Annotated in this window: 24 protein-coding genes; 6 read left to right on the forward strand and 18 right to left on the reverse strand. The window is 49.7% G+C overall.

What is annotated here, in order from left to right; genetic code table 11:
• Positions 1-3 precede the first annotated feature (3 nt).
• From HP572_RS08735 to HP572_RS08775, 9 genes are all read right to left on the reverse strand, one after another.
• Entirely contained in the window at positions 4-282 is a 279-nt protein-coding gene (locus HP572_RS08735) for a DUF2523 family protein (protein WP_240585355.1), read from the reverse strand.
• Positions 283-301: 19 nt separating this feature from the next.
• Positions 302-1,552 carry a hypothetical protein gene (locus HP572_RS08740; RefSeq protein WP_240585356.1) on the reverse strand — a complete coding sequence of 417 codons (1,251 nt, stop codon included), beginning with the start codon at positions 1,550-1,552 and terminating at the stop codon, positions 302-304.
• A 229-nt stretch (positions 1,553-1,781) separates the two neighbouring features.
• Positions 1,782-2,021, reverse strand: coding sequence for a hypothetical protein (locus tag HP572_RS08745; protein WP_240585357.1), 240 nt, complete (start codon positions 2,019-2,021; stop codon positions 1,782-1,784).
• 303 nt (positions 2,022-2,324) lie between these two features.
• Positions 2,325-2,642 (reverse strand): DNA-binding protein, encoded by a 318-nt coding sequence (locus HP572_RS08750; RefSeq protein ID WP_240585358.1) that lies wholly within the window; start codon positions 2,640-2,642, stop codon positions 2,325-2,327.
• Positions 2,643-2,652: 10 nt separating this feature from the next.
• Positions 2,653-3,084 (reverse strand): hypothetical protein, encoded by a 432-nt coding sequence (locus tag HP572_RS08755; RefSeq protein ID WP_240585359.1) that lies wholly within the window; start codon positions 3,082-3,084, stop codon positions 2,653-2,655.
• Positions 3,059-4,897, reverse strand: a complete 1,839-nt coding sequence (locus HP572_RS08760; protein ID WP_240585360.1) for a replication endonuclease — start codon at positions 4,895-4,897, stop codon at positions 3,059-3,061. Before HP572_RS08760 ends, HP572_RS08755 begins: the two co-directional genes overlap by 26 nt.
• Positions 4,898-5,223: 326 nt before the next feature.
• Positions 5,224-5,526: a hypothetical protein gene (locus HP572_RS08765; RefSeq protein WP_240585361.1), complete on the reverse strand. Its 303-nt coding sequence runs from the start codon at positions 5,524-5,526 to the stop codon at positions 5,224-5,226.
• Between the two features lie 228 nt (positions 5,527-5,754).
• A complete protein-coding gene (locus HP572_RS08770) occupies positions 5,755-6,054 on the reverse strand; it encodes a hypothetical protein (protein WP_240585362.1) in 300 nt (99 codons plus the stop codon).
• Positions 6,055-6,316: 262 nt separating this feature from the next.
• Positions 6,317-6,574 (reverse strand): hypothetical protein, encoded by a 258-nt coding sequence (locus HP572_RS08775; protein WP_240585363.1) that lies wholly within the window; start codon positions 6,572-6,574, stop codon positions 6,317-6,319.
• Between the two features lie 472 nt (positions 6,575-7,046).
• Between HP572_RS08775 and HP572_RS08780 the strand changes: the two genes are divergently transcribed.
• Complete coding sequence (locus tag HP572_RS08780; protein ID WP_240585364.1) at positions 7,047-7,391, forward strand: hypothetical protein; 345 nt, start codon at positions 7,047-7,049, stop codon at positions 7,389-7,391.
• 143 nt (positions 7,392-7,534) lie between these two features.
• Here HP572_RS08780 and HP572_RS08785 read toward each other — a convergent pair whose 3' ends face one another.
• Entirely contained in the window at positions 7,535-7,948 is a 414-nt protein-coding gene (locus tag HP572_RS08785) for a DUF4440 domain-containing protein (RefSeq protein ID WP_240585365.1), read from the reverse strand.
• Positions 7,949-7,973: 25 nt separating this feature from the next.
• Positions 7,974-8,309, reverse strand: coding sequence for a nuclear transport factor 2 family protein (locus HP572_RS08790; RefSeq protein WP_240585726.1), 336 nt, complete (start codon positions 8,307-8,309; stop codon positions 7,974-7,976).
• 156 nt (positions 8,310-8,465) lie between these two features.
• Between HP572_RS08790 and HP572_RS08795 the strand changes: the two genes are divergently transcribed.
• Positions 8,466-8,732 carry a DUF3811 domain-containing protein gene (locus HP572_RS08795; protein WP_205550409.1) on the forward strand — a complete coding sequence of 89 codons (267 nt, stop codon included), beginning with the start codon at positions 8,466-8,468 and terminating at the stop codon, positions 8,730-8,732.
• Between the two features lie 40 nt (positions 8,733-8,772).
• On the opposite strand, the gene HP572_RS08800 is transcribed toward HP572_RS08795, so the two are convergent.
• The 7 genes from HP572_RS08800 to HP572_RS08830 all read right to left on the reverse strand — a co-directional run bounded on the left by HP572_RS08800 (position 8,773) and on the right by HP572_RS08830 (position 15,674).
• The gene (locus HP572_RS08800) at positions 8,773-9,654 is read right to left on the reverse strand and encodes an HTH-type transcriptional regulator ArgP (RefSeq protein WP_240585366.1); all 882 of its coding nucleotides are present in this window, start codon (positions 9,652-9,654) and stop codon (positions 8,773-8,775) included.
• A 127-nt stretch (positions 9,655-9,781) separates the two neighbouring features.
• On the reverse strand, positions 9,782-11,755 hold the full coding sequence (locus HP572_RS08805) for a methyl-accepting chemotaxis protein (protein WP_240585367.1): 1,974 nt from the start codon (positions 11,753-11,755) through the stop codon (positions 9,782-9,784).
• Between the two features lie 170 nt (positions 11,756-11,925).
• The gene (locus HP572_RS08810) at positions 11,926-12,414 is read right to left on the reverse strand and encodes a GNAT family N-acetyltransferase (protein ID WP_240585368.1); all 489 of its coding nucleotides are present in this window, start codon (positions 12,412-12,414) and stop codon (positions 11,926-11,928) included.
• A 136-nt stretch (positions 12,415-12,550) separates the two neighbouring features.
• Positions 12,551-13,747: an MFS transporter gene (locus HP572_RS08815; protein WP_240585369.1), complete on the reverse strand. Its 1,197-nt coding sequence runs from the start codon at positions 13,745-13,747 to the stop codon at positions 12,551-12,553.
• 136 nt (positions 13,748-13,883) lie between these two features.
• Positions 13,884-14,438 (reverse strand): TetR/AcrR family transcriptional regulator, encoded by a 555-nt coding sequence (locus HP572_RS08820; RefSeq protein ID WP_240585370.1) that lies wholly within the window; start codon positions 14,436-14,438, stop codon positions 13,884-13,886.
• A gap of 106 nt (positions 14,439-14,544) precedes the next feature.
• Entirely contained in the window at positions 14,545-14,940 is a 396-nt protein-coding gene (locus tag HP572_RS08825; protein WP_205550399.1) for a cytochrome b562, read from the reverse strand.
• A gap of 305 nt (positions 14,941-15,245) precedes the next feature.
• On the reverse strand, positions 15,246-15,674 hold the full coding sequence (locus HP572_RS08830) for an OsmC family protein (RefSeq protein ID WP_010275011.1): 429 nt from the start codon (positions 15,672-15,674) through the stop codon (positions 15,246-15,248).
• A 321-nt stretch (positions 15,675-15,995) separates the two neighbouring features.
• Here HP572_RS08830 and HP572_RS08835 point away from each other — a divergent pair, with 321 nt between their 5' ends.
• The 4 genes from HP572_RS08835 to HP572_RS08850 all read left to right on the forward strand — a co-directional run bounded on the left by HP572_RS08835 (position 15,996) and on the right by HP572_RS08850 (position 23,841).
• Positions 15,996-16,685 (forward strand): expansin EXLX1 family cellulose-binding protein, encoded by a 690-nt coding sequence (locus HP572_RS08835; protein WP_010275007.1) that lies wholly within the window; start codon positions 15,996-15,998, stop codon positions 16,683-16,685.
• Positions 16,686-16,973: 288 nt separating this feature from the next.
• On the forward strand, positions 16,974-18,392 hold the full coding sequence (locus HP572_RS08840; protein WP_240585371.1) for an SrfA family protein: 1,419 nt from the start codon (positions 16,974-16,976) through the stop codon (positions 18,390-18,392).
• Positions 18,393-18,394: 2 nt separating this feature from the next.
• Positions 18,395-21,382, forward strand: coding sequence for a virulence factor SrfB (locus HP572_RS08845; RefSeq protein ID WP_240585372.1), 2,988 nt, complete (start codon positions 18,395-18,397; stop codon positions 21,380-21,382).
• Entirely contained in the window at positions 21,379-23,841 is a 2,463-nt protein-coding gene (locus tag HP572_RS08850) for a putative virulence factor (protein WP_240585373.1), read from the forward strand. The genes HP572_RS08845 and HP572_RS08850 overlap by 4 nt, the downstream gene beginning before the upstream one ends.
• Positions 23,842-23,987 lie beyond the last annotated feature (146 nt).

The raw sequence follows: 23,987 nt of genomic DNA on the forward strand, positions 1-23,987 counted from the left end.
TATTTATCCTATTAATGGAATTCGGCGGATAATAAATCGCGCGATAATTGCGGAAACCATCATCGCGATTCCAGTCGGAACCTGAAATAAATTTAGAAAATACCAAACTGAATCAGGCAGTTGACCAAATAACTCAATCAGCGGCAGTGGAGAAACATTTACTAATGACAGCAGAATCGGAAAAAATTCCTGAACGATAAAAAACAGGCCAAACATGACCACGAATTTCATTACTACTGAGCGAAAAATAAACGAGATTCCCGCATATAGTGCAGCTAACATTATTAAACCCTCTATTATATTAGGCAGACATCACGCGCCTGAATGACGCAAACCCCCAACAAATCAGGCAAAAAATTCGTATTAGCTCCCGATTTTTTTCAATCAATCCACAGTGAGAATCGACGACGAAATTTTTATCCCAGATAGTGAATTCAGCCACGGGGCATTGAGCTGACCGAGAACCAACTGAAAAATTTTCCCATTCAGAAAATGCCCCAATTAGAGGCGCTAAAATAGCTTTTCCGTCTGGCGGACTGTCCAGTGTTGGTTGAACGGCGGGCGGCTCCGGCTGGGGTTGAGGATTTGGCTCGGGCTGTGGCTGTGTTTGCGTTTCTGGTTGCAGGTCAGACCACGGGGTAGTCCATTCCGCCTGTGTCGGGCTGGGACGGCCAACGGCGGCGGCGGCATCGAGAATGTCCTGCGCCGTGACAAACGGCTGACCGCTGGAAATCGGGATCCCCTGATAGCTGGGTTGGCTGGCTGCATCCAGCAGCAACGCATTGAGCGTATCGGCCATCTGCTGGGAATTGAGAGGCGTTTTTTTGGCGTTTTCCTGCTGGGCTGTTGTGATATCCGGCGATGTTGGGACTATGTTTTGATCATAACTAGAATTTTTATGAACGGAAAAAATTTCTCCGAGCGAAACAGTTTTACCGCCATAGGTGATGTCATACCCCGCCTCGTACTGGGTGAATCGCCCATCGCCGGAGGGGGTGACACGATTCATCCGGAGGCCTGAGCCGTAGGTGCATTGCGCACCGCTCGGACAGTACAGTGCACCGTTTTCCGACCTATATCTGTAGGCCGACAGAACAAGATTTTCTGGATGGTCGCCCGATAAAATCGGGGCGCTACCACCTTTCCCCGCACCGATATAAAATTTTCGGCCATTATCAACGGTTTTAATATCGGGGCTGGACGAAATCCCTGCGTTGGGGTCTGAACCGAAAATTTCGTCGCCAATTTTCAGTAGGGAATCCCCTATGATCGCCCATGAAAACGCACCGTTAGCGAGCTGGAGTCGAGTTGGGTTCGCGTGCCCCGTAGCTAGCCTCGCAACAGACTGATTTAACGCGGTTTTTGTTCCATTAATCAAAACCTGACGCTCTGCCGCAGATACGGCCATCTGTGCCGCACCTCGTGAAATGGCCGACCTGAGCGCAAAACCGCCGATCGTCTCTGCGCCGATGACCAGAGCTGGGATGATCGCGTGAGCTGCGGCGCAGAACAGTGCAATCCCCGCTGCCAGTAAAACAATTTTTTTCACCATTTTAATAAAATCAAAACGAAAAAGAGGAACATAAAAAAAATTGCGACCAGTAGAACGATGCCTTTTTGGCCGGAATCAGTAAAAATCAGCTCACACATTAAAATCCCCTCAATCCACAGATGACGGCCCAGGCACTGACCAGTCCCCAGAGGAAAAAAATCATTTGCCAATCCATCCCGCACCTCATGAAAATAATAAAATTGGGAGGGACTAGCCCTCCCTTGCGGCATTAGTTCCCGCCGCGAACTAACGCCATAATCACCCGGACACCGCGAATTGACAGGTACAGGCCCATCAATCCGGCGGCAATCGCCATCACTGCGGTCACGACCGCAGTAACACTAAACCCTGCGGTGACGCCGGAAAAATCCAGCGCTGCCGACGCCCCCTCAGCGGCCAGAACGACACTCGGAGCCAGAATTGCCGCAGATGCGGCCGCTACAGATACAAAAATATTTTTCAGTTTCATAATAAATACCCCAGATTAATTAATTGATTGATAAACAAATTTCTGGCTATTTCTAGCCGAACCGCACTAGTCGCAGCAGTACCCCACAACAATGGGATACGAGCCAGAGACCCAGAACGCTACTGAACGCAAAAAAGAAAAAATCGTTATTTTGCGCCCACAACTCACTCATACGTCACCCCCAGTAATGGGCGCGAACAGCGATGAAAAAATTTTTTAAAAAATCCCCAGTTCTATAAACCGCCGCTGCGAGAACCACGCCATAAAAAATCGCATCTATCATTTTTCACCCTCCCAAAACTATTATTTCTGGTCTGGCAGGACATCGATCAAATCCGATTCCAGTGTTATCTGGACAGCCGCGCCAGATTTCCCCGTATACGCATCTACCCAGACAGGAACGAGAACATTTTTACCTACAAGACGCTGAAATTTATCGAGAATTCCAGCATCAACAAATTTTTTCGGGATGCGGACGGCAGTTTGAACCGACTGCTGACCACCCCAGCCATCTGGGCGCAGGTTTTCGACGCCCAGCTCATAGAACGAATACGAACCAGAGGCGTTAGTGAATTCACGATTTCTAGCACCTAGAAATTTACCCTGTAATAACAACGACATAATTTATCCCCTATAAAATTTGAACATCTATTGAACGCAGCCAGACAACCATTTCCCCCGATGTTGGCCATAAAAAAATCGGAAATTTCGCCCACTGCCCCTGTAGCAACGCCTGCGGGAAATCCTGAAACGCGGATTCGGGGCAAAAAATAGACAGTTCGAGACCATTTTCCGAGCCGATTCCGATCTCGATCAGCCCGTCAGCCTCTGGGCGGCACCCGAGGTATTCACCATCGATCCAGAAATTAAAATCAAAAAAATTTGTTCCATTCCCACTGAAAAAATTCCTTATAAAATCAGTCAGTTTCTCCTCTGGGATGCAGAAAAAAAACTCGCCGTCTACAGTGGCAATGCGCAGGTCGTAATGCCCCTCGGCGTACCCACTGACAAAAATCCCGCACTCGTCTAAAAAATCATCAAATTCGTAATCGGGCAATTCCATCCGGGACCTCGTCATAGTTGTTGTGGGTGTGATGGATAAAAAAATCGGAATCGGCCTGAACCGCAGCATCAGTGTGCGGGCAGTTATTCCCACTGGTCCAAGGGGCGCGCGTCCCGCACGCCCTAACAGCATCAGGGCGAACGGCGACAGAAACCGCCGAACCTTCAGTCTGTTTGGTCTGTTTGGGTACGATCACCCAGTCACGCGTGCGGGTCTGAACACGAACTAGCGGGGACGCTGACAGACAGATACCGCGAATTTTGGTCGTTTTTTCGCCCCACTGATTTCTCAACTCGCAACCAGAAAAATCGGCATCAGCGCGGTATAAACTCACGCCACCGTGCTCCCGTGACAGGCGGATAAACTGCCCAAAATCCCCCGCATCAGCGGCCTGCCAGAAATCCCGCAGAACTGGATCACAATCAGCCGGTGCTGTCCGCAGGCGGCGCAGTTCGCGCCATGCTGTCGCGCCTACACAGCCAAATTGCTGGAACTGCCGAATTCTGTACAGCCTCGCCCAGGCGGTCGCACGGGTTGCGCCGTCAACAGCGGATAGGCCAGCCTCTAAATCTCCATCTAACCCGAACCCATCGATGTTTTTGCTCACATATGCCGCACAATAGGCGGCTGCGCCACGCTCGGGGTCGATAGGCAGGGATTTGAAACGGATCGATGGATTGTGTGCGATCGTTTGATAATCCTGCGCACAATAACGATCACGGAAAATTTTTAATGCGCCCTCAGCCTGTTCCGGACGGAACCAGATCACGCAATGCCAGTGTGGTGTACCGTCATGATTCGGTTCCACCATTCGAAATCCGGCAGAAAAAATGCCATCACGGGCGAATTTTCGGTGGATGTTGCGCCAAATTCGTGACAGCTCCTCCTGACCCGCACGGGGGTTAATAACCGTGCAACGATGATTCTCACGACCACTTACTGTGTTTGCGTGATACCGCGACGGGAGGGTGATGGTTAAGAACCACCCAGAGAATCCCTCGGAGGTGAAAAACTCCCCCGTGTGGCGCAAACGGACCATTAGTTCGGTTCGACGGTTTTTTGGGCAGGAATTACCAGAATTGTAGGCGGTTTCCAGTGAAATTCTGTCGCCGTCAGATTCCATATCGTTGTTTTCAAGAAAATGTTTCATCCTCTGCTGAGCATCTGCAAATTCTCGAAGAGCTCGGACAGAAATATATGGGGAAATCATTTTATGGACGCGATTACGCGCAGTGTCCCTGCACCCCATCCAGTGGCAGCGGATACGCCACAAGGTTTTTACCCAAAAATTCGGCTCAGTGACACGCGCCAACGCACCGTAAAAAAGATTTTTCGCCTCATCCGGCCAATCAGAGAATGGAAATGCCAAAATATCGCGTAATTCCCGTATTTTTGGCATTTCCAGTCCATAGGCGCGGACGGCACGACAAACCCGCATAAAAACTGAATTTTCGAAAAAAGCTTTAGATTCAGAAAAACAGTTTTTTTCAGAATTCGGGCACGATAAGGATCCTTCAAAATAAAATTTGGATAGTTCACCAGATAAATCACGCTCAAAATTTTTCTCGAATTCGGCGGTGCAAATATCAGCTAAACAGAGATCTACATGGGCATAATAATGCGATGTGAAAATATTTCTGAAACTAGCATCAATAGATTTTTTGATGTTTGACTCACCGATAAGCGACATAAATTCGCCAGCCAACTCACGGGCTGTGAAGGCAATTTCCTGACGATCGCACAAATAAATCCGTCCCAATTTTTTGAAATTGGAAAAATTTTCGTCTGCAATGGCCAATCGCTGGGAATGCATAGAAAAACTCCTGAATAATCTGATGGAGCAATTTGATCAAAAAAGTAAAATCAATTCCAGAAATAAAGTTTTATGCAAAATTTGATTTTTATTAACCTGATATTATCAATGACTTAGGCTTATATTGGGTGGTGTTTTGATCTACAAGAAATGCGAAAATATAAAATAGATGTGCTGTAGCGGGAAGAATTGACAGAAAAGGCGACAAAACGGGGGGTAAAAATAGGAATGATGAAAATATTTTCCAATTTTTATTCATCTAAAAACATAGCGGAAGAAAAAATAAGCCTCGCTAGTGCGAGGCCGTTTTACTAGTGAAATTTATTTTATTTTTTCTCGATATCCCGCAAACTCGACAGGGCTAGATAGGGCTCAGCAGCCCCCGACTCCTGCCAGACCTCCACTGGAACCAACAATTTCGAACCCACGCACAATTCTAGCTCTAGCACGAACGGCAGATCGTGCAATTGGATAAAAATTTCCTGCTGACCGTAGCGGTCATGATCGATAACAAGAAAATTCATCACGCCGACTCCCGGATAAATCTCATCCTCGCGAATTTCGACAAAATTCCCAGAAACACAAATTTCGCAGGCTCTAAAAAAATTTTCAGCGCTCTTCAACATCATACGACAACTCCAGATTAGAATAAAAAATGATTTTCGCCGAAAAATTTAAACAAAAAATAAAACCCAGACAATAAAAATAAATCTCCATGATTTAAAAGGAAAAAATAAAAATTATGTTCTGTAGCGGGAAGAATACAGCGAAAAAGACGACAAAACGTGGGATAAAAAACAAAATAGCTAAAATATTTTCACCATCCCTTATTCATACACCATATGAATAAGAAAAAACTATTTTTTAGCAATATGACACCTATCAGACAGCCAAATAATCGGGTGTTCGCAATCAAAATTAACTTTAACTGGAACTGAAATTCCCTCACCAGAAACCAAATTCAATTTTCTAACATATTCAAAATCGGCGGCGGGAACCAAAATTGAATAGCTCTCTGTAAAACCAAAATTCATTTTTTTAATGACCAGTGCGTGCAACCCGCACGCAGGATAAAAATCCAAGCTTGCACACCCTACGAACTCCCCCGAAATGTAAATATCACACACATCTAAAATGTTTTTTAGGTTACGCATCATTCCCCCGAATAAAAAACAAGCAAACTATATTTTAGGCCACAGAACGTCCCCGAAAAAAATTGACCATTATTTTTGAATTTTTGGATAATGGGGTCCCGCATAATGTGCGTTATGGTAAAGAGACCGCTGCGCATTTTTTGATTTTCGCAGCGGCCTTTTTACCATAACGTCGACAACATTATGCGAACCAATGAAGGCACAGGCGGGAACTGGCCATTCCACTGAGAAAATCCCCGCATACGGCAAAACACTTTTTCCGGCATCAAAAATCGCCCCTGTGGCTGACAACCCGATAACGATGGATTTTCCCGCTCGGGCCAGCGAACGGCAGTAAAAATTCCTCGCCCCACGGCTCGACTCGTTCCCAGTCAGGCAAAAGTTTTCCACGCCGTGCCAGCCTGCTGGCATTTTTCGTTTCCGCTGTACTGACAGATAGCGCCACAACACTATGCAGCGGCAAATCCCATTGCAAAACTTTATCTAACAGGCTGGTCAAAAAACGCTTATTGCGTCTAGTCATTTTCCGCTTCACGTATCCAAACTCCGATTAGACAATTTTGCCTAATTGCCTGTTTGAAACTACGACCTATGTTATCGGCGATCAACCATTGCGCTCCCAAAGCCTGAGTAACATGGTATTGGCATAGCCACAAACTGCTTTGGCGGTTCTGTTCCACCGATTTTAGCTAGGTAAACCTCTGTTTCTCAATAGAGATAAATGTAAATTCAGTGCTACACTAACATACGCTACAGTATCGCCCGTCCTGCTTAAAATCGTCGAAAACCACGGTAAAGTTCGGGTGTCACAGAACCCCGAACCGTAAGCGGCAAAAAATCTAATTCGTTTTAATCTAAAATTATATGCATGGGAGTTATTATGTTTAAAGGTCGTTCATCAGATGTTAGCTTTTTTCAAAATGAGAGCTATCACTGCTCATGCAGTGATAATGATCAATTGAATTTCAAATAAAATTCCTCACAACGGGTTCTCCATGGCTAAAAAAGCACGTTTTTACAAAGTTATATACAGAACAGCATATCAAGACAATGTTACTTATTTCAAACCAGTCCCCGCGCCAAGCAAAGCTGTTGCTAGCGCAATGATTGGAAACGAAAATGTAAATGTCATTAATACTATTTCGTTGGGATGGCATGAGATTTGGTTAGCACCCGGTGATTATGCAGAATCTAATGATTTAGCTATATTTGGCATAACTTTAAATGCTCGTGAATTTACATATACATCGGTAGATTTTGGTTGGAATTATTTAAACAACCAATTTCAGGAAAAAGTCGATAACTTTATCACTGAATACTATCCCGAAGGTGACTATTAATATCAATCCTAAAGATAGTCAATGATTCGCATAAGCACGTTATGTGTAAATACGAACCATCGCCATTCCGGTAAACCCAACCCCATTCTACCGGAATGGCTCAGAACCATTTAGAAAACACTTCCAGCATGCCTCTCATATCATCAATCGTTAGCTGTTGCTTCAGAACTTGCTGTTGGTGTTCCCTGATGAAACCGCATTTTCCAATCATCGGGATTTGGGCTGTCAGTATTTCTAACCCATAGCGATGTCCGCCATGTTTTACTGACGATGTTATTCTCGCCAGCCTTGTAACTCAGGTATGTCAGCAGCACACTTTTTTCATCTACCACTGATAACTCGAAGTTATCGGCCTGAATCTGTTGTTCGGCCGTTTCAGAAATCAATGCATCGATAACCTGCTGTTTGTCGTACCGCATTCCAGAACGACCAATTTCAAAAAAGTCGCGGTGCAGCAGATTATCAATGACGCCTTTCTGGCAGCGCGTTACTTGGCAATGAAGTTGTCTTTCATAATGCACAATCAGCGACTGTAACTTTTGTGTCTCTGAAATCATTAGTTCCGCGCTCGTGAATTATTGACTACGAAAAGAAAAACCAAGCTGTATTAATAAGCCCGTTATCTAACTCAAAGACGGCAATACTTTCTATAGGCTCCGCTGAAAGCCCATGTATTAACTCATGGTCAAATACCTTATTGCCTAACACAGTACGAGAAACCAATTCCGCTCTCAGTTTTGGGTTGTTGAACCGGTTATTCACGTAAAACTCTCTCAGTGCTTCTTTTCCTACCATCGACGGCGTTTCTGCTGGCATACGGTATGCTTTGAAATCTGGTGCAAAACATGACACGAATGCATCGATGTCATGTTCGTTATAGGCCTTAAATTGTGCCGCTACGGCCGATTCTGGTAACATCATTTTTCCCCACTATGTGTTTTTCTACTGTGTTTGAATAAATAAATTGTGTGCTAATTATCAAGAAATCAGGAAGGCTCGCGGTACGATTTATCTGGGCCTCAGAACGTTTTCCTCTACAATGTATTTTCTAGCCCGCTTATCAGGTTCATTCCCATGCAAAGACTGACTCAGAAAGACATGACCGAAAGTGAACAACGTCAGCTTAAGACGTTACTCGATCAGGCGCGAAAAAAACAGGGTCGCACGCTGACCAACTCTGAGAGTAATCATATTAAAGATGATTATATCGATAAGCTTATGAAGGAACGTGAATCCGTAGCAAAACAGGCGAAGGCTGAGAAGAAGAAAAATAAGTTTAAACCTGATTCCTCAGCAACATATGAATGGTCAGCCAGCACAAACCTACGGGGTCGTCGTTAGCATTTACGTCGAGCTCGCTCGTGTCCTTGGCTTGACACCATTACCGAAAAAGATGCCGAACGGCAGCAGTTCGCACGCTCTGACTTAACGCTTCCAGCGATGCAGAACGGATATTCCAACGGTGCCAGTACAGACGGATATCGATAGGATTTCCGGCTTGAAACGGCACTAATTCTCCTTTTTCCGTATGGGATGATGCCATATGTTCCGGGATCATCCCCCACCCTAGCCCTCTGAGAATGGCACCGACAAAAGCCGCCGTTGAAGGAACGAATTGCTGCGGCGGTTCAATCGCTTCTGGAACCAGCGATGCTATAAATAAGGATTGTAATCTGTCCTTATTGTTAAATATCAGAAGCGGCGCATTCTGTAGACTGTCCGCGTTGATGCCGTCAGCAAAGTACATGTCGTGAAACGCCTGGGAGCAATAGGCGCGATAGCGCATCGTTCCTAAGTATTCCACACCGCAGCCTTGAATCGGTTCCGGGCTGGCGCTGACCGCTGCCATGACACGACCTTCACGCAGCAAGGTTGCCGAATGTTCCTGATCCTCTACAAGGATATCGAGCAAAATACTGGATTGGTGACAGGCATTATCCATCGCATCCAGAAACCATCCGTCTATTGAGTCCGCATTCACAGCCACTGAAAGACTCTGTCTGGCAGGCATTTCAAGCGTGCTGAAAAGCTCACTCTCCAACATATCTATCTGTTCTGCGTGTCGAAGTAACGCTTGCCCCGTCAGCGTTGCTCGACAGGGATTGCCCCTTACGATCAGTACCTGACCAAGTTGATCTTCTAACTGCTTGATACGCTGACTGATGGCAGACGGCGTGACGTGGAGTTTACGAGCCGCAATTTCAAAGCTGCCGCTGCGGACAATCTCCATGAACGCTCTCAGACAGGGGTAATTCAAGTGCATGGTTATTTTTTCTTAGGAATATCGGGATGATTTAATTTGCCTTAATTAAAGGCTCGGGACAACTTTCACGGAAGGATTAAAGATATCACCCGGCAACCGTTAAGCAGCCGGGTGACAGCGTCACTTTTTACTTTAAGAGCGCACGCGGTGACACGTGCTGCTGTTCCAAGCGAAAATGCTCTATCGCCTGCGCTAACGACATGGACTGATCTTCCAGCGAACTAGCTGCAGCCGACATCTGCTGTACCAGTGCGGAGTTTTGCTGCGTGACACCATCCATTTCATTGACGGCAATCGTGACCTGACTAATGCCTTTCGCCTGTTCATCCGATGCCGTGACAATCTCACCGATGATACTTTGCACCGAGCTGACCGCGTGTGTCATATCCTGCATGGTTTTACCGGCATCGTTCACCAGTTTAACGCCGCTTTCAACGCGCTGGCTGGATTCCTCAATCAGTGCGGCAATCTCTTTCACCGCGCTGGCACTGCGCTGTGCCAGGCTGCGCACTTCCGATGCCACAACGGCGAATCCTCTTCCCTGCTCGCCCGCTCGTGCCGCTTCTACTGCGGCGTTCAGCGCCAGAATGTTGGTCTGGAAAGCGATGCTGTTAATCATGGAGGTAATATCGCCAATCTTCTTCGCGCTCTCATCAATCTGCGACATCGTCTGAACCACCTGACTGACCAGCGATTCGCCGCGCTGAGCAATCTTCGTGGCATTCTCTGTCAGCGTCGTAGCCTGATGAGCATTGTTGGCATTGTGTTTCACCGTTGCGGTGATCTCTTCCATACTCGCCGCGGTTTGTTCCAGCGCAGCAGCCTGCTGCTCCGTACGCGATGCAAGGTTGAGGTTACCACTGGCAATTTCCGCCGCGCCTTGCCGCACGGAATCACTGGCGTCTTTGATCTGTCCAACCACCTGACGCAGCTGTGACTGCATCGTATTCAGCGCGAAGAACAGACTGTTACGATCATTGGGTTGTACGTCAATCACATTACTCAGTCGACCTTCCGCAACAGCCAGCGCAATGGTGGCCGCTTCGCGTGGTTCGCCACCCAGTGGTTTAAGCACTTTACGGCTGAATACCCAGCCCAGCAGCGCGCTCACCAGCAGGATACTGATCACCATCATGATGACGGCATTCATTAACTGGCGTTCAGAAGCGGCCATCACCTGACTCACCGGGACAACAATGGCCAAATGCCATTTATCTGTGCTGTTGCCGATAGTAATGGGTTGCCAGGTAATCAGTGCTTCTTCGCCAAGAATGGCATCGTCGTGCTGTACCACTGAGGACGTGAAGTTGTCCGTCGGCCCTTGCCAGGCTTTGCTCGTCTGGGATTTATCAGGATAAGAGATGACTTTACTCTCACTGGATAGCAGCATCGCGTAGCCGCCACCTTCCCAAGGCTTAATCTGGTTAACTTTTTGCTGTAATGATGCAAGGGAGATGTCTGAAGTCACGACGCCCCATAGTTTCCCCTGACTGACTATTGGTGCAGCGACTGACGTCAGCAGCGTAGGAACGCCGTTGTAAGCATAAGAATAGGGTTCGATGAGCGTATCTTTCTGGCTCTTTTGCGGCAACAGGTAGTAATCGCCCTGACCAGGAGTCAGGTAGGAAAGCAGAGGATGCATCTTGTAATTGCCAGCCTGATCGCGGTCGACAAACCAGGCGTAGCGACCTTTAGGTGCCTGACCCGGCTGATCGGCAAACTCGGCGTCACGGCCGTCAAACATATTTTCTTCAAAAATGACTGAAACCGAGAGGTATTCTGGGTTATCCCGCAGAGCATATTCCGCCATTTTATCGACCACTACGCGGTCTTTAATGCCTGCGGCAGGCAACGCAGCCAGCCCTTGTCCGAGGTTATGTGCCACATCCCGGGCGTAGTTGAGTTCCTGTTGAATTCTTAATGCTTCGCTTTGGGCTATCTGCTGCAAATAGCGTTCGGCCAGAGACTTTTGTTCCTTACTAGACTGCCAGCTGAGCACCCCAATGGTGACAGCGAAACCGAGTGCGATAGTTAATGCGCCAGTTAGCAGCACTTGAGCGCGGGTACTCATTGATTTTTTTTGTATTAATTGTTTGGCCATTATGGCTCCCCTAGAGTTGATACTTATCGTAATCAACATTCCGTTGCAATGAGCTCCTACTATTTGTTTATCGGCGTCTTTTTTTTGAACTTTAGTTACACAGATGTGAACAAAATAGTGGCATTGGGGGGCCAGTGGTCGTTGAGGTGTACTTGCTCTATTTCATCGGGTTAATGGCGGTCTGATGGAGGGTTCGGCTCCAGATTTTTGTGCATGTTAAAACCGGTGATTTGGAAGCCATTCTTCTCATATAACGCCTTGGCAACTGGATTATGTGCGGCTACTCTCAGTCCGATTTCGCCAATACCTAATACAGTGAGCGCTACGTCCATCGCAGCAAGTGAGGCTTTACCGAAACCACGCCCCCGCCACGCGGGCAGAAGGCAAAAATCAGAGACCCAGGCTGCGTTTTCTTGCAGAACTACCCACAAGTAACCAATGAGGACGCCTGCATTATTTGAGGAATGAATGCACCATAACTTATTGGCTCTCGTGTGAACGCCCTGCGGTAGCGCAATATCGATCGATTGCGTGGCGATCGCCCTCGCCTTTTCCGCGTCATATCCCCGGGATTCTTGTAGATCCTGAGCATATTCAAGAATAAAAAACTGGCGATATTCGGGGTAATCCCCTTCAGCCATATCCGTTAAATTTACCATTGTGTTCACTTTCCTAGTTCGGAGTAACAGCCAGTCTCGCAACCGTGACTTATCACATCATTGATGATCAACGGAATCAATAGCGTGGAACAGATTGCGCAGTTCCGGTAACACGAAACGGAACCGCGCAGAAATGTCAGGATGGGGTGTCAGATGCCGTTCTGGTCGCACGTTCACGGGCGGAAGACGAACAAATAAATGCCAAAATCACCATGACAAGCACCGGCAGCATGGCGATACGTAACCCCGCAACCTCGCCAAGGAAGCCCAGTGCAGGCGGACCGACGAGGAAAGCAAAGTAGCCCAATGTTGCCGCGATCGTGACGCGAACGGCGCTGTTTTCTCCGCTTCCTGCGGCAGAAATGGTGAGTGGGAAGCCCAGTGATGCGCCGATACCCCAGAAAATAACGGCAGCAGCGGCCAGCAGTGGTGCATTAGAGAAAATGACCAGCGCCAGCCCAAGCGCGGCGGAAGCGGCGCTGAAACGGAGCACATTGACCTTACCAAAGCGATCGACAAAATATCCTCCGGCAAAGCGGCCCAGCGTCATACCGGCAGTGAATCCGACATAAACCAGCGTCCCTGACGTATGACCAAAGTTGTGACCATCGATCATCAATAGTGGCAACCAATCGTTGGCAGAACCTTCGGCAAGCGCCATCGCAAGAATCACCACACCGAGAATCAGTAAACGGCTATCTTTAAGTTCGTTGAAGACCTGTGTCTTGTAGTCGCCCTTTTCCTCTTGCTCAGAACGGGCCAAATCACTCAGCCACGGCATTTGGCGCATCAGCACAATCGCGGTGAGTATCGACAGTGCTACGGCTACCACAAAATGCAGGGTAGTATTGATGCCGAACGCCGTCATCGCCATCCCTGTCAGCGCGCCGACCAGCGTTCCCAGGCTAAAAAAACCGTGCAGCGTGGTCATCAGGCTTTTATTCAGATGCTGTTCAAACGCCGCCCCTTCAATGTTGATGGCGATATCAACCAGGCCGACACCTGCGCCGAAAATCAACAATCCCATAAAGGCGCTGGGCGTGCTTTGAATCGAAAGCGATGCAGCAAGTATAAGTAGCCCAAGAAGCAGCAGCAGAAATCCTCCGGCCATAGTTTTACGGATGCCGAGGACATTAATGACTTTACCTGCCCCCAATACGCCGAGCATGGAACCACATGAAAAACCAAACAGAATCATGCCCATCGTTTCCGTTGAGGCATTCAGAACGTCACGCATAACGGGGGTTCGAGTCACCCAGGTTGCCCACGTAAAACCGGGAATGAACATCAGCCCGAACAGTGCAAATTTATTAATCGCAGGTTTTGTGGTCATAGCTCTCGTCGTCTTTATTTAAACCAATTCGTACATACGTACGAACAACTATCGCACGAATATACACCGTTTTGCACCTGTTTCATTAGGTTCTTTTTTAATGGAAAAATGCCTGACAGGATCGCGCCAGGCGGGATCAGGAGGTCAGTTTGATTACCGTATTGAGGATGTCTTCACGGCTGACGGCTTCATCATTGAGATAGTTATGGATCGTATATCCTTCAATCATCGCATCCAGTGAACATGCGGTTGCAATGCTAAAATGGAGGTGAAGCGATTTTCTGCTGCGCGTCATCCACTCCTGCAATATCAGCCGATACTCTTCTTTCCGCGATGCCAGCGCGTACAGTTCAAAACTTAACGTCAGGTGACGCGGCGTTGCCCAGATGTCGCCACAGATCAGGTCAACTACGGCTTCACGCGCGCTGTCGATATCCTTTGCCTGCTTGAGGCGGACACGGAATGCCTGTGAGATACTATCGACCATATAAACGAACGCGCTGCTCAACAGCAATTCAATACTGCTGTAGCGGTAGGTTAACGTCCCCGGTGACAACCCGGCCTGCTGAGCGATTTTTCGGTAGGTTGCCCCTTTCACGCCGTGATCCAGTATGACTTCCAATGCGGCTTCAAGAATTCTGCTTTGTGTATCTTTGCCATCATGCGTTGCATCGTGTGATGGTGACGTCATCCCGTTTCCCCTTAGCTGGCAATCCTGACTGTCGTAACGTTTATAATAAAAAAAACCGCCAGTGAGTGCGATCCCACTGGCGGCTTTATGGTAAACGAAAAGCGGCTTAGCCTCTCAATTTACTGTGGTATTCGCCTTTCAACGCGTTGATTTCAGCTAACACCGCTTTGGCTTCGTTCAGTTTACCGGAATCCGCCAGAGCCTGTGCGCTGTCCACTTTTTGCAAAATCTTATCCAGACCTTCCACATAGGCTTTTCTGTCTGGACCATCGGCAGGCTGTTTGGCGAAATCAGGCGGAACCTGTGTTTTCGCGTGCTCGACGTGCTCACGGAATTCGCTCAGCGCGGTTTTCAGCGCGGCAGCATCGTCCGCTTTCGTCGCGGCGGTATAGCTTTTCTGCATACCGCGCATGTCTTCCGACGTGCTAGCGTTTGCCAAAACAGGGGTCAGCAAACTACCGGCCAACAGCACAGAAAAACAGATCTTGGTCATTTTATTCATCTTGAACTCTCGCTTGTGTTCCACAGCACGACATACTCAGAGAATCTGACCACCACAAACCGGCCAGCCCAATATTGCTCTTGTTATATTGCGTCCTACGCCATAGCCCGTATCACGCAGCGATGACAATGCTAATTTTATGGTTATTATCGTAAAGATGTTAAATTATTTTTAATCGTTTCGTTGTTTTTAATTGTATAAATGTAAAAAAACTTACCGGTACGATACCGGTAAGCCTTTTTATCAGCACAATTTTATCGGAACAGCCTGGATCAGCAGCGTGTTCTCAGTTCAACTGCCCGCACTTAATTCAACTGATAGGCCAATGTAATCTCGGCCTTGAGCACTTTGGACACCGGGCAGCCCGCTTTCGCTTTTTGGATGATGCTATCAAACGTAGCTTCATCAATACCCGGCAGTTTCACCGTACTGTGCAGCGCGATTTTGGTGATGGCGAACCCGCCATCGACTTTATCCAGCGACACATCCGCCGTGGTATCGATCGACTCAGGTTTATGCCCTTCTTCGCCTAACATCAGCGAGAGCGCCATAGAGAAACAGGCCGCGTGCGCCGCGCCAATCAGTTCTTCCGGGTTCGTGCCGGGTTTGCCCTCAAAACGGGTATTGAAGCCGTAAGGTTGCTGTTGCAGTGCACCGCTTTCCGTTGAGACAGTGCCTTTTCCCTGCTTGATATCCCCTTCCCAATGCGCTTGCCCTTTCTTATGAATGGTCATGTTGTCTCCTCTTCATCGTTCTAGATTAGCTATTGGTCGTTATCATCCGCGCTGGCGCGAAATAATATTTTCGGCCTACCCTTTAAACCGTAGAACACATTCCGAATAAATCCAAATCGATTATTTACTCACATAATCATTTCACTCTATAGAAATAAACCCAGTGATATATTCACTGCTTTACTCTTTTAAGATAAAACCGATTTACCTATTTATACAAAAGACCGATTATTCAGGCGCCAAAAAATGGATTTCCGTTTTGGTTTTTTATTTTTACCACTCACCTATGTTATTAATCTTGAATCATATTGGATGTGAAACATGAATAAAATAACCTCATTAGCCTTGTCTGCATTATGCGTTATTCCCCTGATTAATACCGCCCACGCCCAGTGGGAACTGGACGACATCTGTTACGGCTACGCCACCGCAACAGGCTCTGGCTATCAGGGCGGTGCCCTTTTGCTGGATCCGATCCCGCAGAACATGGAGATCACGGCGCTAAACCGGAACCAGTTGGATTATCGTGGCGTAAAGGCGTCGCTGGCTGGAGCCTACCTGAAAGTGAATGGACCAAAAGGCAGTACGGTGGTTTATGTCACCGACCTCTATCCTGAAGGCGGCGATTGTGCACTGGATTTATCGTTTAACGCTTTTGAGAAAATAGGCGATCTGCGAGATGGGAAAATTAATATCGACTGGACGCTGATCGAAGCGCCAGTAAATGGCAACGTTATTTATCGTATAAAAGAAGGTTCAAATCCTTATTGGGCCGCGGTGCAATTCAGGAACGTAAAATATCCCGTTATTGAAATGAAATATATGCGCAATAACCAATGGATTGCTGCACAGAAAACCGATTATAACCACTTTATTGTTGAGCACGTTGGAATGAACGATATTCCGATTGAATTTACCGACGTAAAAGGTAATGTCCTCAGCGATACATTGCCACCGATGTCACAAAGCACCTCATCCGCTTACCTGATCACGGGTAACGTCCAGCTTTAATTCTCACGGCCTTGAGGGAGGCTGACGTCGCGCAGCGTCCCTCGTTTCCGCAAATCATAACTGAAAGAGAATGCACCGTTTTTGTCAGCGTTTTCATCATATTATCTGGACGTGGCCCGCTGCACGTGCGTACACTTCCCGTTTCCCACTTTTTCTATTGCTTAAATATTTGTTAGTTTTATCACTTCTTTAAGCGTTTGATTCGCCATCATTCGCACTACAGTATACCCTGTCGCAGATTACACTCTATTTTCTGCTTTAGGCATCATTACAAAAGGTCTCTTTTGCGTGGCAAAATTATTTTTACGTAGTGGAAGTTTGGATGATTTTCTGGCGCTGGGTGAGAACGGGCAGCCAGTTTACGCATCAGCACTTCAATTGCGGGAAACGTTACGTCTCAGAAAACAACAGCAGATTGCCGATTGCCTGGCGATTCCCCAACCCAACGAGCATGGCGACCGCATTGACTGGTATTCGCCGGTTGACGGTAAAGTCACCTCCTGGATTGCCGCGAGCGAAGAAGAACGAGAAAAGGCGCTGGCGTTACTGGAAACCTATCAAGCTGCGGTTGCCGATATCAGCCAGCGTGCGCAAAATGCCGAAAAAGCCGGGCAGAAACTTTTCGGTGTCCTGCTGGCAAAAGCGATACAGTTCCCTGGAGCGAATCACGTCTATCTGGTTGATGGCAAACCGGTCTTAACGTTCTGGGGCTTCGTCAATCTCGATAAGAAATCCCGTCTTGATGCATTGGACTGCCTGCGACCTGTCATCAAGGAAGCGGAACCGCTTTTTGTTGCACCCGCTCCCGCAGCAAGCGCACCAACACCGCCGCTGGTCGAACCCATTTCCGAGCCTGAACCTGAGCCACAGCCGGTCAGCCCACCGGAAGCCGTCGAGCCAACGCCAGCGCCTGCCGCCGCCGCGGCAGTACCCGCACGCCCGCCGTTCTTCCGCCTGTGGTGGCTGTTACCTGCCGCCGCGCTGTTAGCGATTTTGGCATTGCAGATACGTGGCTGCGTGTCAGGACAAGATGACAAACCGACCTCCGATGTAGCCGCGACGGTCAAGTCAGAAAAACGCGCCCTGCCTTCTTCTGCTCCGGCTGAACCTGCGCCACAGCAAGAAAGCACGCCTGTTCCACCTGTCGCAGAAAAAGAGGTCGTGAAAGCCGCTGAGCCACCAGTCGCTACGGCACCGGTTGCTGCTGCGCCTGTAGCAGAAGCGGCCAAACCGGAAGCGCCTGCGGTTACGGAACCCAAAGAGCCTGTTGCGCCGCCAGTTGAACCCGTTGTTGAGCAAGTCCCCGCGATGCCTGCAGGCAAAGACGATCTCGTCATGCCAGCCGACGCGGTGAAAATCGGCTCCATCAAATTCCTGAACGGCAACTGGCGCGTCATTGTTGATGGCAAAGCGCCGATTACCGGCAGGCCGCCTAGCCTGCGCTACCAGATTCAAAATGGAAAAGGCACAGCACGTATCACTCATGGTGACGGTGTCACGTGTCGCGCTAACGTTGAGGCAGGATTAATGAGCTCTGGCAATCTGATCATCAACAGCCGTTCCGGTGCCCGCTGTTCCGATAATTCTCGTTTCCAAATGCCAGAACTGGTCTGTAAACAAGGCGCTTCCGGCGCTGCTGCGGAGTGTATCGGTCGTTACGACGCAGACACCGTTTTCCCGATGACGATAAAGCGCGAGAGTAAATAATCATGCTGGCGACGATTACCGATTATAAACAACGCATTACGTTGATTCAGGACAGCGGAATTCAGTTTTTGGATTTTGCCTTAAAGCCGCAGTTTTCGGCTGAGCAGCCTAACCGCTATGTGCGTAAAAGTGCCAACGGCCCTCTGCTGCACCTGCTGTACGATGAACACTCGGACAAATTCCTGCTGCCTTCTGCCACCGGAATGCCGCCAGAAGTGGTGAAGCCTGAGCTGAGTATTTCGCTTGAGCAATCGCTGAAACTGCTGGAGAACATCTGGCTGCCGTTGCCCTTCTTCCGCTTTAATCCGCCGCGCACCTTCATGGGCGGGCCGGATAACTGGGCGCGGATGCAGATTCTTGCGTTGGATAAGCCCGATCAGGACGGCAATACGCACCGCATTTGTCTGGCGTTCGATACCAAAACCTATCCGGAAGGCCACGAGTACGAATCGCTGGCACCGAATGCCAATGACATCAAAACCGGCGGGAGTTTCGCGCTGGCTTATCACAGCGACGAACTGGGTGAATTCCTTGATGAAACCTGGGTCGACGGCTGGCTGCGCGAAGTCTTTACTCAGCGAGTTAAAGCGCTGGAAAACCGCGACAGTCACGATGTAAAAGTGGCGCTCAGAGGGTTTGAATATCAGGCACATTACCTGAATGTGTTGGATATGCTGGGTAACCAGCTCGAAATACCGGAAATCCGTATCAATACCAGTACGCTGCAGGAACCCGCAGTCAACGTTGACCTGATTTTGGATGTCGGTAACTCACACACCTGCGGCATTCTGGTTGAGGATCATGCAGACGAAAGTAACGGTCTGAAACAGACTTATGAACTGCAGTTGCGCGATCTGAGTGAGCCACATTATCTGTACAACGAACTGTTTGAGAGCCGCGTCGAGTTCTCGCAGGCGAAATTCGGTAAAGACAACTTCTCCGTGGAAAGCGGTCGTGATGACGCGTTCATCTGGCCGTCAATCACCCGCGTCGGACGCGAAGCCAGCCACATGGCGCTGCTGCGTCAGGGAACGGAAGGATCGAGCGGTATTTCCAGCCCGCGTCGCTACCTGTGGGATGAAGAAAGCTATGCGCCAGGCTGGCGTTTCAGCCAGACGGACGCACATTCGCAGACCGAACCGTTAGCGACAGCCATGCCGTTGACTATCATGCTGAATGATGAAGGCCAGCCGCTCTACAACCAGCCGCTGGAAGAGCGTTTACCGGTGTTTTCACCGCACTACAGCCGCAGTTCGATCATGACATTCATGCTCTCCGAGCTGCTGGCACAGGCGCTGATGCAGATGAACAGCGCCGCTCAGCGCTTGAAGATGATCCACAGCAGCGCGCCGCGCCAGTTGCGAAATATCATTCTGACGCTACCTTCCGCGATGCCAAAACCCGAGCGTGAAATTTTCCGCCGCCGCATGCATGAAGCGATCGCGCTGGTCTGGAAAGCGATGGACTGGCATCCGATGGATGAGGATTTCACCACGCCAGCCGACAAGCAGCAGAGCCGGGTTCCAGTGCCTGACGTGCAAATCGAATGGGATGAAGCCACATGCGGACAGATGGTTTACCTGTATAACGAAGCGCAGGTGAACTTTGGCGGCCGTGCGGAAGATTTCTTCGCCAGCATGGCGCGCCCGGATAAAGAGCTCGACGAAGGTGAACCCGCAGGTAAAACGCTGCGCATTGCCTCAATCGACATCGGCGGCGGCACCACCGACCTCGCCATTACGCAATATCTGCTCGATGACGGTGTCGGCAACAACGTTAAAATCATTCCCCGCCTGCTGTTCCGTGAAGGCTTTAAGGTCGCTGGCGACGATATTCTGCTGGATGTGATTCAGCTTTATATCCTCCCCGCTCTACAGGCCGCGCTGAAAACCGCCGGAATGTCCAGCCCAGATACGCTGATGGCGAAGCTGTTTGGCAATGAAGGCCGTATGGATGCTCAGCTCACGCTGCGTCAGCAGGTAACGTTGCAGGTCTTCATCCCGATCGGCCGGGCGATTCTGGAAGCCTATGAGCGCTTTGACCCGCTGGACACCAGCGCCGAGATCGAATCCACCTTCGGCGAATTGCTGGAACAGGCGCCGACGGAAAAAGTGCTGGAATACATCAATACAGAAGTACAGCGCGAGCTGCCAGTCAGCGACAAGGTCTTCGATATTTTGCAGGTGCCGCTGATTCTCAAACTGAACAAGCTGCACGGCGAATTCCTGTCTAACAAGATGAACATCACGCAGAATCTACGCCTGATGTCTGAAGTGGTGTCGCTGTATTCGTGCGATGTGCTGCTGCTGACCGGTCGCCCTTCGCGCTTCCCAGGAATTCAGGCGCTGTTCCGCCACCTGCAGCCGCTGCCGATTAACCGGATGCTGTCGCTGGATGGCTATCACACCAACGACTGGTATCCGTTTAACAAACGTGGACGCATCGATAACCCGAAATCCACTGCCGCCGTCGGCGCGATGCTGTGCCTGCTGGCGCTCGATCTGCGCCTGCCGGGCTTTTACTTTAAGGTCGGTGATTTCCAGCCTTATTCTACGGTGCGCTACCTCGGCATGATGGACAGCAGCAACGCGCTGACGCTGGATAACGTTTACTACAGCGATATTGATTTGGATGCGCCAGATTTCGAGCTTGACCCGAAACTCAGTTTCCAGGTACGCGGTTCACTCTGCCTCGGCTTCCGCCAGTTGGACAACGAACGCTGGCCTGCGTCCTCGCTTTATATGCTCTCAATTGTCGATCAGGATTTAGCGCGTAAGGTCGTCGGCGACAGTAAGCTGCGCGTCCGACTGGCCGTAACGAAAAGCGACGATCAAGACAGCCCCGAACGCTTTGAGATTGCCGATGCGGTGCTGGAAGACGGCACCCGCGTTCCGCCACAGCATTTACGACTCAAATTGAACACATTATCCGCTAACGGCTCAGGTGCGACCCATTATTGGATCGATAGTGGGAGTGTATTTAAAAAATGAAACGACTAACGCCCAAACAGCTCTCTACCCGACTTCACGGCCAGCTACAGGCCGTCGCGCAAGGTGTTGAACAGGCGATCGACTGGGTCGAAAGCACACGCCAGAACGCACCGCGTCTGGATATCGAAGCCGACCGTCTGATCGTCAAACTACGCCGTAATCACAATAAAGCGCAACACCTGTCCGACGTGGCGCAGAAAGAGATCGCCATCGGCTTTTTTGGACTGTCTCAGGCAGGGAAATCCTACCTGATCGCAGCGCTGGCCGGGGGCGAAAACGGCAAGTTGGAAACCGCGTTTGAAGGGCAACAGCTGGATTTTATCGATCATATTAATCCGTCCGATCGCGCCACCGCGCTCGTCACGCGCTTTAGCCGACAGTCGGGCGTGAAGAACAAATCGTTCCCTGTTCAGCTGCAACTGCTCAGCGAACTGGATATCGGCAAGATCATGGCCAACGCGTTTTTAAACGATCTCAATCAAGAGACCACGTTTGAAGAGCTGGACGAGCGCCATATTGCCGAACACATTAAAACGCTGTTGATGCACCGTCAGCCAGAACCCGTTGAAGGGATGAGCCGCGATGAAGTCGTCGAACTCTGGGACTATCTCGCGCGTCACGATGTCAAACGGCAAAAACAGTTGGAAGCCCACTTCTGGCCGGTGGCGATTGAATTAGCGCCTTATCTCACTGTTGACGATCGCGCCCAGCTCTTCTCCGTCCTGTGGGGCGAGTTGAATTCACTGACCACCGCATATCGTCATTTCAGCCACACGCTGCAACACCTGTCCGGTACGCGCAAGCTGTTAGCACCGCTGCGGATACTGGTGGATGATGAGTTAAATCCGGCAGACGGTCTGATCGACGGTTCTGCGCTGGAACGCTTGCACAGCGCCGACGATCCCGGCGTGCTGGTGCGGCCGGTTCAGAATGGTCGTGCAGGGAAAACGACGGAGCTTTCGCTGGCTGAGTTAACGATGCTGACGGCGGAGCTGCTTATCCCACTGCATTTGCCGCCTAAAGAAGCACTGTTCGAGCAGGTTGATGTGCTGGACTTCCCCGGCTTTGGTGAGATCCGCGAGACGCGGAACGAGCCACCAGCAAGACAGCAAAGCACACAGCATCCACTGGCGCACACGCTATTGCGAGCGAAACGCGCCTATCTGCTGGAGCGTTATACCGATAATCAGGAAATGAACGTACTGATGGTATGCAGCGCCGCGGGCAACCGCGCCGACGTTAAGGTGGTCGGCAAGGCGTTGGACCACTGGGTTAAACAGACGCAAGGCGAAAACGCACAGGTTCGTAGCCACCGTAAACCGGGGCTGATTTGGGCGGTCACCCGCCACGATCGCCGTATTACGCACGGGCAAAACTATGATGCCGCGGTACAGCGCTATGTCGGTAATCCGGGCGATGCCTGGGGAACCATGCTAGCGATGGATAAACGCGGCGTGGCGCGGATGGCAACATGGCTGGGCGCGGAAGTTCACCGGGATGTAAAACTGGGGCGTATCAGCGAACAGCTTAACGAACTCCAACGAGAACTCAGCGATAACCTGCTGGGTAACTGGTATCTGCCCGTTGATGTTGACGATCCGGCGGAAAAACAGCGCATCGCAGAAACCTTGCTCAAATCGCTCCAGACTCGCACTGGCGTGCACGGTGAACTGCTGGAACGGCTGCTGCCTTCGCGTGATGAACTGCGCCGTCTGTATCTGCAACAGAAAGGGGCAAACTATGGCGGTTTCCACGCCGATGCCGAAGACCTTTCCGCCCCGTCAGCTCATAGCGATCCGTTTGGTGTCGGGATCGAAATCGATCTGTTTGCTGATGAGCCGATCGCTATCGATCAGCCTGCACCGCCGATTTTGACGATCGACCACGGCTATGAGGCAGACTACGCGCACAGCGTTTATCGTTATTGGATTAACTATCTGCGCGGCCTGCCGGAAAATGCCCCACTTCTCGATTTGCTGAACGTGCCGAAAGCGACGATCGAAATGCTGGTTGAAGAATTGATTACCGGCAGCATCCGTTTGCGGATCGAAGAGGCACTGGTCGATATGCTGGTCGACGGTGAGCAGTTGGGCATCAACCGCGAGAATAAGGCCGACCGTCAGGTTTCACGCGTGCTGACCATTCTCGGTGACTTCGTTGCCTGGCTCGGCTTCCAGCAGCTCGATGAATCCCTGCGCCCTGCCAGCCGCATTAATCGCGGTCATAAAATTTTCGCTAAACCCGAAAAGCAGGCTGTCAGTTTTGGTGCTTCACAGCGCTTAACTAAGCTGTCGTTGACGCCGACCAACAATACCGCGTTTTATATCTATGACTGGCTGGTGGGTCTGAATGAGATGATTATTCAGAATGCGGGCTATTCCGCTGCGCGCGAAGTCAGCGATGAACAGCGTGAGCAGTTGGGCACGATTCTGACGTTGATTAAGCCTGCTGAGAAATAACATTCGGCCTATTGCTGTCGGCCTAGGAAACATGGCGTGACGTTGTCACTACATCTTGCGCCATGTTTCCTTTTTTCTGCCATATCTTCCTTCCATCTGTGTTTATCCCCCTTATCGTTCTGAAAAATCTTATTGACGAACGGTGG

It is taken from the genome of Pectobacterium sp. PL64 (genome assembly GCF_022477975.1).
Classification (GTDB): Bacteria; Pseudomonadota; Gammaproteobacteria; order Enterobacterales; family Enterobacteriaceae; genus Pectobacterium; species Pectobacterium jejuense.